This is a genomic window from Streptomyces brasiliensis (assembly GCF_014647875.1).
Classification (GTDB): domain Bacteria; phylum Actinomycetota; class Actinomycetes; order Streptomycetales; family Streptomycetaceae; genus Streptomyces; species Streptomyces brasiliensis.
Genome location: NZ_BMQA01000147.1, coordinates 1 through 6,914 on the forward strand (window position 1 = coordinate 1; position 6,914 = coordinate 6,914).

The 6,914-nt window shown below is 68.8% G+C and carries 5 protein-coding genes and 2 pseudogenes; 3 read left to right on the forward strand and 4 right to left on the reverse strand.

Features of this window, described 5'->3' with window-relative positions; genetic code table 11:
- Window positions 1-73 precede the first annotated feature (73 nt).
- Window positions 74-1,105 (reverse strand): saccharopine dehydrogenase family protein, encoded by a 1,032-nt coding sequence (locus IEZ19_RS48730; protein ID WP_189317792.1) that lies wholly within the window; start codon window positions 1,103-1,105, stop codon window positions 74-76.
- A 101-nt stretch (window positions 1,106-1,206) separates the two neighbouring features.
- Here IEZ19_RS48730 and IEZ19_RS48735 point away from each other — a divergent pair, with 101 nt between their 5' ends.
- Complete coding sequence (locus IEZ19_RS48735) at window positions 1,207-2,139, forward strand: helix-turn-helix domain-containing protein (RefSeq protein ID WP_189317793.1); 933 nt, start codon at window positions 1,207-1,209, stop codon at window positions 2,137-2,139.
- 520 nt (window positions 2,140-2,659) lie between these two features.
- Here IEZ19_RS48735 and IEZ19_RS48740 read toward each other — a convergent pair.
- Together IEZ19_RS48740 and IEZ19_RS48745 are read right to left on the reverse strand one after the other, a co-directional pair.
- Complete coding sequence (locus IEZ19_RS48740) at window positions 2,660-3,043, reverse strand: toxin Doc (protein WP_100830185.1); 384 nt, start codon at window positions 3,041-3,043, stop codon at window positions 2,660-2,662.
- 3 nt (window positions 3,044-3,046) lie between these two features.
- Window positions 3,047-3,295, reverse strand: a complete 249-nt coding sequence (locus IEZ19_RS48745; protein WP_189317794.1) for an antitoxin MazE7 — start codon at window positions 3,293-3,295, stop codon at window positions 3,047-3,049.
- Window positions 3,296-3,530: 235 nt separating this feature from the next.
- Between IEZ19_RS48745 and ligA the strand changes: the two are divergent.
- Window positions 3,531-5,471, forward strand: a pseudogene (ligA, locus tag IEZ19_RS48750) (NAD-dependent DNA ligase LigA); the annotation flags it as partial.
- Window positions 5,472-5,713: 242 nt separating this feature from the next.
- On the opposite strand, the gene IEZ19_RS48755 reads toward ligA, so the two are convergent.
- Complete coding sequence (locus tag IEZ19_RS48755) at window positions 5,714-6,457, reverse strand: hypothetical protein (RefSeq protein ID WP_229841714.1); 744 nt, start codon at window positions 6,455-6,457, stop codon at window positions 5,714-5,716.
- 98 nt (window positions 6,458-6,555) lie between these two features.
- On the opposite strand from IEZ19_RS48755, the pseudogene IEZ19_RS48760 reads away from it, so the two are divergent.
- Window positions 6,556-6,855 (forward strand): annotated as a pseudogene (locus IEZ19_RS48760) (Tn3 family transposase); the annotation flags it as partial.
- Window positions 6,856-6,914: the final 59 nt, after the last annotated feature.

The window sequence follows — 6,914 nt, forward strand, 5'->3', positions numbered from 1 at the left end:
ATACAAGATCACACACTACCCGTTAGACGGCAGTTGGGGTACCTAACGAAGCCCTACTAGGCCAGGGAGCACGTCAAGGACGCAGTTCCAGGGAGATGTGCGAGGACAGCGCGCGGAGGAAGCCGGACGCGTCGAAGATCTCGCCGGCGGAGGCGACGCCGACCGTCCTGGTCTGTCCCGTCAGGATGCGGTGAACCGCTTCCACCGCAAGCGGCGCGGTGACGGCGTAGATGTCCTGGCCCCTCGCCACGGCGCGCCGCTCGGCGCCGCCGGAGCGGACGACGACGTCGACGAGGAAGGTCTGCGCGGACCGGCCACGCTCGTCGACCGCGGTCGGCGCCGGTGTGTCTGGGGCCGCCAGATTACCGGCCGCCTCGGTGGTCATATAGGTGCGGACCTCGGGGACGGCCAGGTGGCTGGGGACGGTGACGACATCGGCCATCGTGAACTCCCCGATGACAGTCCGGAGGCCCATCGGGTCGGGGAAGGGCCACTTCAGGGTGGGCAGGGCGTCATCGTGATACTCCAGCCGCCCGTTCGTGTAGCGGACGCGCCGCCCGTTCCGCCGCTCCTCGGAGACCTTGCCTGCGGCGCGGGTCCCCTCCGTGGGGTGCCAGCTGTTCAGCCCGTACGCAACGTGCGCCTCGTCGGCCGCGGTCCAGTCGCCCATCGCCGCAGTGGCAAGCAGGTCGCCGAGGCCGCCGTAGAAGGCCATCGCGGGGACGACCGCCACTCCCGCGGCGCGGGCACGGTTGGTGAAGTGCGCGAACGTGTCAACGTTGGCCTCGATTTCAGCCGCCACGTCCACGTATGGGACCCCGGCCCGCAGGGCCGCCTCGATCACAGGGGCGGCAGTCGTGGCGAAGGGCCCGGCACAGTTGATCACCGCCGCTGCCCCTTCCAGCGCGCGGTCGAGCGAGACAGGGTCATCGACCGACGCCGGGCGGACCTCCAGCCCGGGACAGGACGCCGCCAACGCTTGCAACTTGTCGGCGTCGCGGCCGGAGAGAAGCGGGACGAACCCGCGTTCCCGCAGCTCCGCGACCACGAACCGGCCGGTGTGCCCGTACGCGCCGAACACCGCCACCATCTGTCCCGATCTCATGAGTTCTCCCGTGCCCTCGGTTGATCCACTAAGCACATCCTGACGAGGGCGAGCGCCCAACCGCGAGTGTCCGGAACGACATGACCCATACACTTCCAGACATGGATGCTGTCGCGCTGGCCGTCACTGACGGGATGCTGCACTTCGAACTGTCCTTGGCATACGAGGTCTTCGCCGCCGCTCCGGCGGGCGTCACGATCCCCTGGTACGACCTCACCGTCTGCGGGCCGGTCGCCGTGCGGGTCGGCCGATTCCGGCTGGAGCCCGACCGCGGACTCGACCGGCTCCAGCACGCCGACACCGTGATCGTGCCCGGCTGGGCCGAGGTCGACGAGAACCCGCCCGCCGACCTGGTCGACGCGGTGCGCGCGGCCCACGAAGCGGGCGCGCGCGTAGTATCCCTCTGCACGGGCGCGTTCGTACTGGCTGCAGCCGGCCTGCTGGACGGGAAGCGCGCCACCACGCACTGGGCGCACACCGAGGCTCTGGCCGCCCGCTACCCCCGGGTGGAGGTCGACCCGGATGTGCTCTACGTGGACAACGGCAGCGTACTCACCTCCGCCGGCAAGGCCGCCGCACTGGACCTCTGCCTGCACCTCGTCCGCCTCGACCACGGCTCGTCGATCGCCAACGCCGTCGCCCGCCGCCTGGTCGTAGCACCGCACCGGGCCGGCGGCCAGGCCCAGTTCGTCACCACCCCGGTGCCCGACCAGGACGACCACCCGCTCGCCACCCTGTTCCCGTGGATCATCGAACGCCTTGAACAGCCGCTGACCGTCGAGGACCTGGCCCGCCAGGCACGGATGAGCTCACGCCACCTGGGCCGCCACTTCAAAGCGGTGACCGGCACCACCCCCCTGCAATGGCTGCTGACCCAGCGGATCCGCCATGCCCAGGAACTGCTGGAGAAAACCGACGACAGTGTCGACACCATCGCAGCTGCCACCGGCATGGGCACCGCCACGACACTGCGTCGGCACTTCAACCGCACGGTCGGTGTGCCCCCAGGCACCTACCGCCGCACCTTCCGCTAACGGACCCGCTGATCCCTGGGGCCGGTGACCGCACAAGCAGCGTACGGCCGCGCGCAGGGGATTTCGGACATCAGTGCAGCGGACTCCGGAAGCTGACACTGATCGGGCGTCAAATCCATGGCGGCAGTCTCTGAGGGACCGTACGGCGTCCGGGGATCGTGCGCGCTCCGCGGGCCAGCGCGACAGCGTCGTCGTCCACCCTGACGACTTCCTGCCCTGCCTCGCCCCCGTCACGTGCGGGGACAACTGGACCGGGTGTTGCGGCTCCCCCGGCGCGCATGGCCCCAACCTGGCCTGCGCCTGCGGCTCACGCCTGGCCACCTGGGCCGCCGATTGCCTGGGCCCCAATGAACTCCGCCTCGACCCCGTCCGCGTCTACGCCTGGCACCAGGGCGAAGCCGCCGAGGACGCCCTTGATGGCGAGGAACGGTCCTGACCTGCGCTGACTGCGCAGCCCGTGGCTCGGTCCACCAAGCCAGCAACCGTCGATTGTCCGTGGAATACGCAGCGCTGGTCAGGGTCAGGCCTGGCGCCAGGAACGCAGCCTCTCGGCGATGCCGTACGAGTCCAGCCGCAGCCCCCGGATGTCGTAGATCAGTTCCCGCCAGAGCTCAAACTTCGTGTCCACACGTTCTCCGGAGGCTTCTAGGTAGGCGATGGCGACGCCGTATCCGTACACCTCATTGCGGGCCGGGAGCGGGCGCAGCAGCACGCACTCCTCCAGCATGACCGCAGCCCGCCAGAAGGCGTCGGGATGATGCTGATCATGCCGGGGCGGGTCGACCCGGTGGCGCTGGGCCATGCCGACGAGCACAGAGAAGTCGTTGACGGTCAGGTCGTCCCGGAGGATCTCTTCCTGGCGCTCGAGGAACCACCGGTAGTCGACGTACACGACGGGAGGCACAGGTCAGGCCGCCCGCGAGGTGTCGTGCGCGACGGACGGCAGCCCGCCGAACTCGGCATCGAAGGCGTCCATGACGCCGGGCTCGCTGATCGCGCGGCGGAAAGCGGCGGTCGCCGTCTGCAGGGCCCGCTCTTGTTCCTTCTCCTCAACCACCTTGGCGAGGTATGCCTTCACAGACAGACCTTCGGCAGCGGCGAGGCCCTGCAGGGTGTCTCTGGTGCTCGTGTCGACCTTGACAGTGGTTTCAGCCATGCCCGCAGTATCCCGCACGGTATACGCGTCGCGCTACCTATCCACTTGCGAGTGCATGCGCCGCTTCGCCCGCTCACGAGCGGCACCGAAAGATTACGTCCAGGGTGCTACGCGTGCTTGCTCGCGCTGAGAGGTGCGCCTAGGCGCTGCGCGGCCTCCGCCCCGCCTTCTTCGTGGTCGTTCTGCCGTTCCGCTTTATCGGGCAATGTCAGTAGTGGCAGGCGGGATGACGGGCATGACAACACCTGCAGCTGTGATCATGGATGCCGCCGCTTACGCGCAGGCGGTCGAGAACGCGGTGAAGGCGTCGGCCGCCTATTACGCGGGTGGCACGTCGGCACTGGACGATGACGCCTACGACCGGCTAGTGCAAGGAGTCGCCGCGTGGGAGGCCGAACATTGTGATCAGGTGCTGCCCGACTCTCCGACGGGGAAGGTCACTGGCACTGGCGGCGCCGTGGAGGGCGATGTCCCGCACACGGTGGCGATGCTGAGTCTGGACAACGTCTTCTCTCCCGAGGAGTTCACCGCCTGGACAGCATCTCTGACCCGGCGCATCGGCCATGACGTCGATGGATTCAGTGTTGAGCCGAAGCTGGATGGGCTCGCGGTCGCCGCCCGTTACGCCGGCGGCATCCTGAGACATCTGATCACACGCGGGGATGGGACGGCCGGGGAGGATGTCTCGCACGCGATTGGCACGAGCGAGGGCCTGCCGGACGAACTCGCCGAGCCGGTCACCGTGAAAGTCCGGGGCGAAGTCCTGATGACCACTGCCCAGTTCGAGCACGCCATCGAGGTCCGCACCTCGCACGGCGGGCAACCGTTCGCTAACCCGCGTGGCGCCGCGGCGGGCACCCTGCGCGCCAAGGACCGCGCCTACGCCGTGCCGATGACGTTCTTCGGCTACGGCCTGCTGCCTCTGCCCGACACCGAGACCACGCTCGCCGCGCAGCTGGCAGAGTTCGTGCACAGCGAACTGATGGCGCAGGCCGCCGCGTTCGGGGTGAACACCACCGCCACCACCGCGGTGCCCGGAACCACCGCCGACACGGTCGAGCAGGTGCTCGCCCGGGTGAAGGAGATCGCTGCCCTGCGGCCCGAGCTGCCGTTCGGGATCGACGGGATCGTCATCAAGGCCGACCTGGCCGCCGACCAGCACACGGCAGGATCGGGTTCGCGCGCTCCGCGCTGGGCGATCGCCTACAAACTGCCCGCCGTCGAGAAGATCACCCGGCTGCTTGAGGTGGAATGGAACGTCGGCCGCACCGGCATCGCCCCGCGCGCCGTCTTGGAACCGATCGAGATCGATGGCGCCACCATCACCTACGCCACCCTCCACAACCCGGCCGACATCACCCACCGCGACCTGCGCCTGGGTGACCACGTCATGGTCCACCGGGCCGGCAACGTCATCCCCCGCATCGAAGCCCGTCGCTCACCTGCGCACCGGCGACGAACAGCCCATCGCCTTCCCCGAGACGTGCCTGCGCTGCGGGGCCGGCATCGACACCAGCGAGCAGCGCTGGCGCTGCGAGAACGGACGCAACTGCCACCTGGTGGCCGCTCTGTCCTACGCGGCCGGCCGCGACCAGCTCGACATCGAAGGCCTCGGCCACACCCGCGTCGTCCAGCTCGTCGACGCCGGCCTCGTCACCGATCTCGCCGACCTGTTCACCCTCACCCGCGACCAGCTCCTGGCCCTGGACCGGATGGGCGCAACCAGCACCGACAATCTCCTTGCCGCCATCGGCACGGCCAAGGGCCGGCCGCTGTCGCGGGTGCTGTGCGCGCGCTCGGAGTCCGCGGCACCGGCCGCTCCATGTCCCGCCGTATAGCCTGGCACTTCGCCACCATGGGCAACATCCGCGCCGCGGACGAGGAATCGATGCAGCAGGTCGAGGGCATCGGAACCGAGAAGGCGTCCTCGATCGTCGCCGAACTCGCCGAACTCGCCCCGCTCATCGACAAACTCGCCGCCGCCGGGGTGAACATGACCGAACCCGGCGCCACCCCACCCGCCCCATACGACGGCGACACCGGCGACCACGACAAGGACACCGAGCGTGGGGGCGGACCGCTGGCCGGGATGACCGTGGTCGTCACCGGCGCGATGACCGGCCCCCTGGAGAAGCTCAGCCGCAACCAGATGAACGAGCTCATCGGCGGCGCGGGCGTCACGGACGACGACATGCTCTCCATGGCCCTCCACCTGCGCGACCAGGAGATGAGCCTGCGCGACATCGCCAAGCGGCTCGTCATCACCACCGGCGCGAAGAAGGGCCAACACCCCTCACCCGCAACCGTCATGCGGATGCTGCGCGAGCACGACGAACAGGCCACGACAACGGCGAGCGCGTGATCGACCCCCTGGTTCGCGGCCGGTGTCCGAGAAGGAGCCCTGGGCCAAGCCAGCAGCTACCGCCGGATGGATTCCGCGAGATTCCTGGCTTCCTGAAGCTGACTGCAGGTGAGGTGCCGCACGTCCCAAATGAGCTCCGCCACGCCCTCACCGGCCGGCTTCGCCCTTGAGGACGCCTCCGGCAGCGCGACGCCGGTCACCGTCACCAGGTCCTCGGACGGCACATCGAGGACAGCGCAGAAGTCGGCAAGAAGCTCAGCGGTCACAGGGGTGGTACCACGGCCGACTCCTCCATAGGTGGCAGCGGACCAGTACCGGCCCGTGACCACCAGGAAAGTCTTGGCGACGGCCACCCAGCCAAGGTTGCGGTTCCGTGCCAGGCCCATGAGCACAGCACCGGGACCATGCGGGTACCGCTCGAACGCCGGAGACGTGGGAACCGGGAGCTCCCGCGCCTTGCGGGGCAGCGACCTCACGAACCCCCGCAGAAAGTTCCGCCCGTCCGGCGGCAGCCCAACGGCGTTCCGGACAAGCCCGGGAACCCACGATCCAGCCGTGGGGTGAGCAGGAGCGAGGTCATAGGGCACGGCGACACTCGCGATCACGAAGAGATCTGCCGTGTGCAGCCCGAGGACAGGCGCGAGCCGCCGCAGCAAGGGCGGGCTCGGCCCCCCACCCCGGAGCAAGTTCTTCAGTTCGGGCCCGCCTACGTCAGCCGACCGGGCCAGGGCATCGAGGTCCAGTTGCCTGCGCTTCGCCAGCCGCCCCAGCAACACGCCGAAGCTCTCCTCCTCAGCCATCCGAGCAGATTAGTCCGGTGATCACGCCCACGTCAGCGCCCTTCAGCGCTCGCCCGGCAAGCAGCCTCACCGACACCGAACCCTGCGAGTCGAAGGTTACTCACGGGTTACTTGTCACTTGGGTCGCCGGCGTGTGCTTCACCGTCCCCGTGCAGACCCTGTGCGCGGGCTCGAATCCCCGGTATTTCGGCCTGCGGTACAAGGGCGCCACCTGGCTGAACCTGGTCAACGACCAAGTGATGGGGCTGGGCGGGGTGGTCGTACCGGGCACGTTGCGCGACTCGCTGTTCATTCTGGACGCCATCCACGCCCGCGACGGCGGCCCGAAGCCGGAGACCGTCATCACCGACACCGCGTCGTACTCCGACATCGTCTTCGGCCTCTTCGCCATCTGCGGCTAGGGTGCGTTTCAGAAGTGGATCTTGATATGTCAAGATCCACTTCATGGGGAGGCACG

Excerpts from the sequence above, each read along its gene's own strand:
- IEZ19_RS48730 (WP_189317792.1), bottom strand. The coding sequence starts at position 1,105 with ATGAGATCGGGACAGATGGTGGCGGTGTTCGGCGCGTACGGGCACACC.
- IEZ19_RS48735 (WP_189317793.1), top strand. The coding sequence starts at position 1,207 with ATGGATGCTGTCGCGCTGGCCGTCACTGACGGGATGCTGCACTTCGAA.
- IEZ19_RS48745 (WP_189317794.1), bottom strand. The coding sequence starts at position 3,295 with ATGGCTGAAACCACTGTCAAGGTCGACACGAGCACCAGAGACACCCTG.
- IEZ19_RS48755 (WP_229841714.1), bottom strand. The coding sequence starts at position 6,457 with ATGGCTGAGGAGGAGAGCTTCGGCGTGTTGCTGGGGCGGCTGGCGAAG.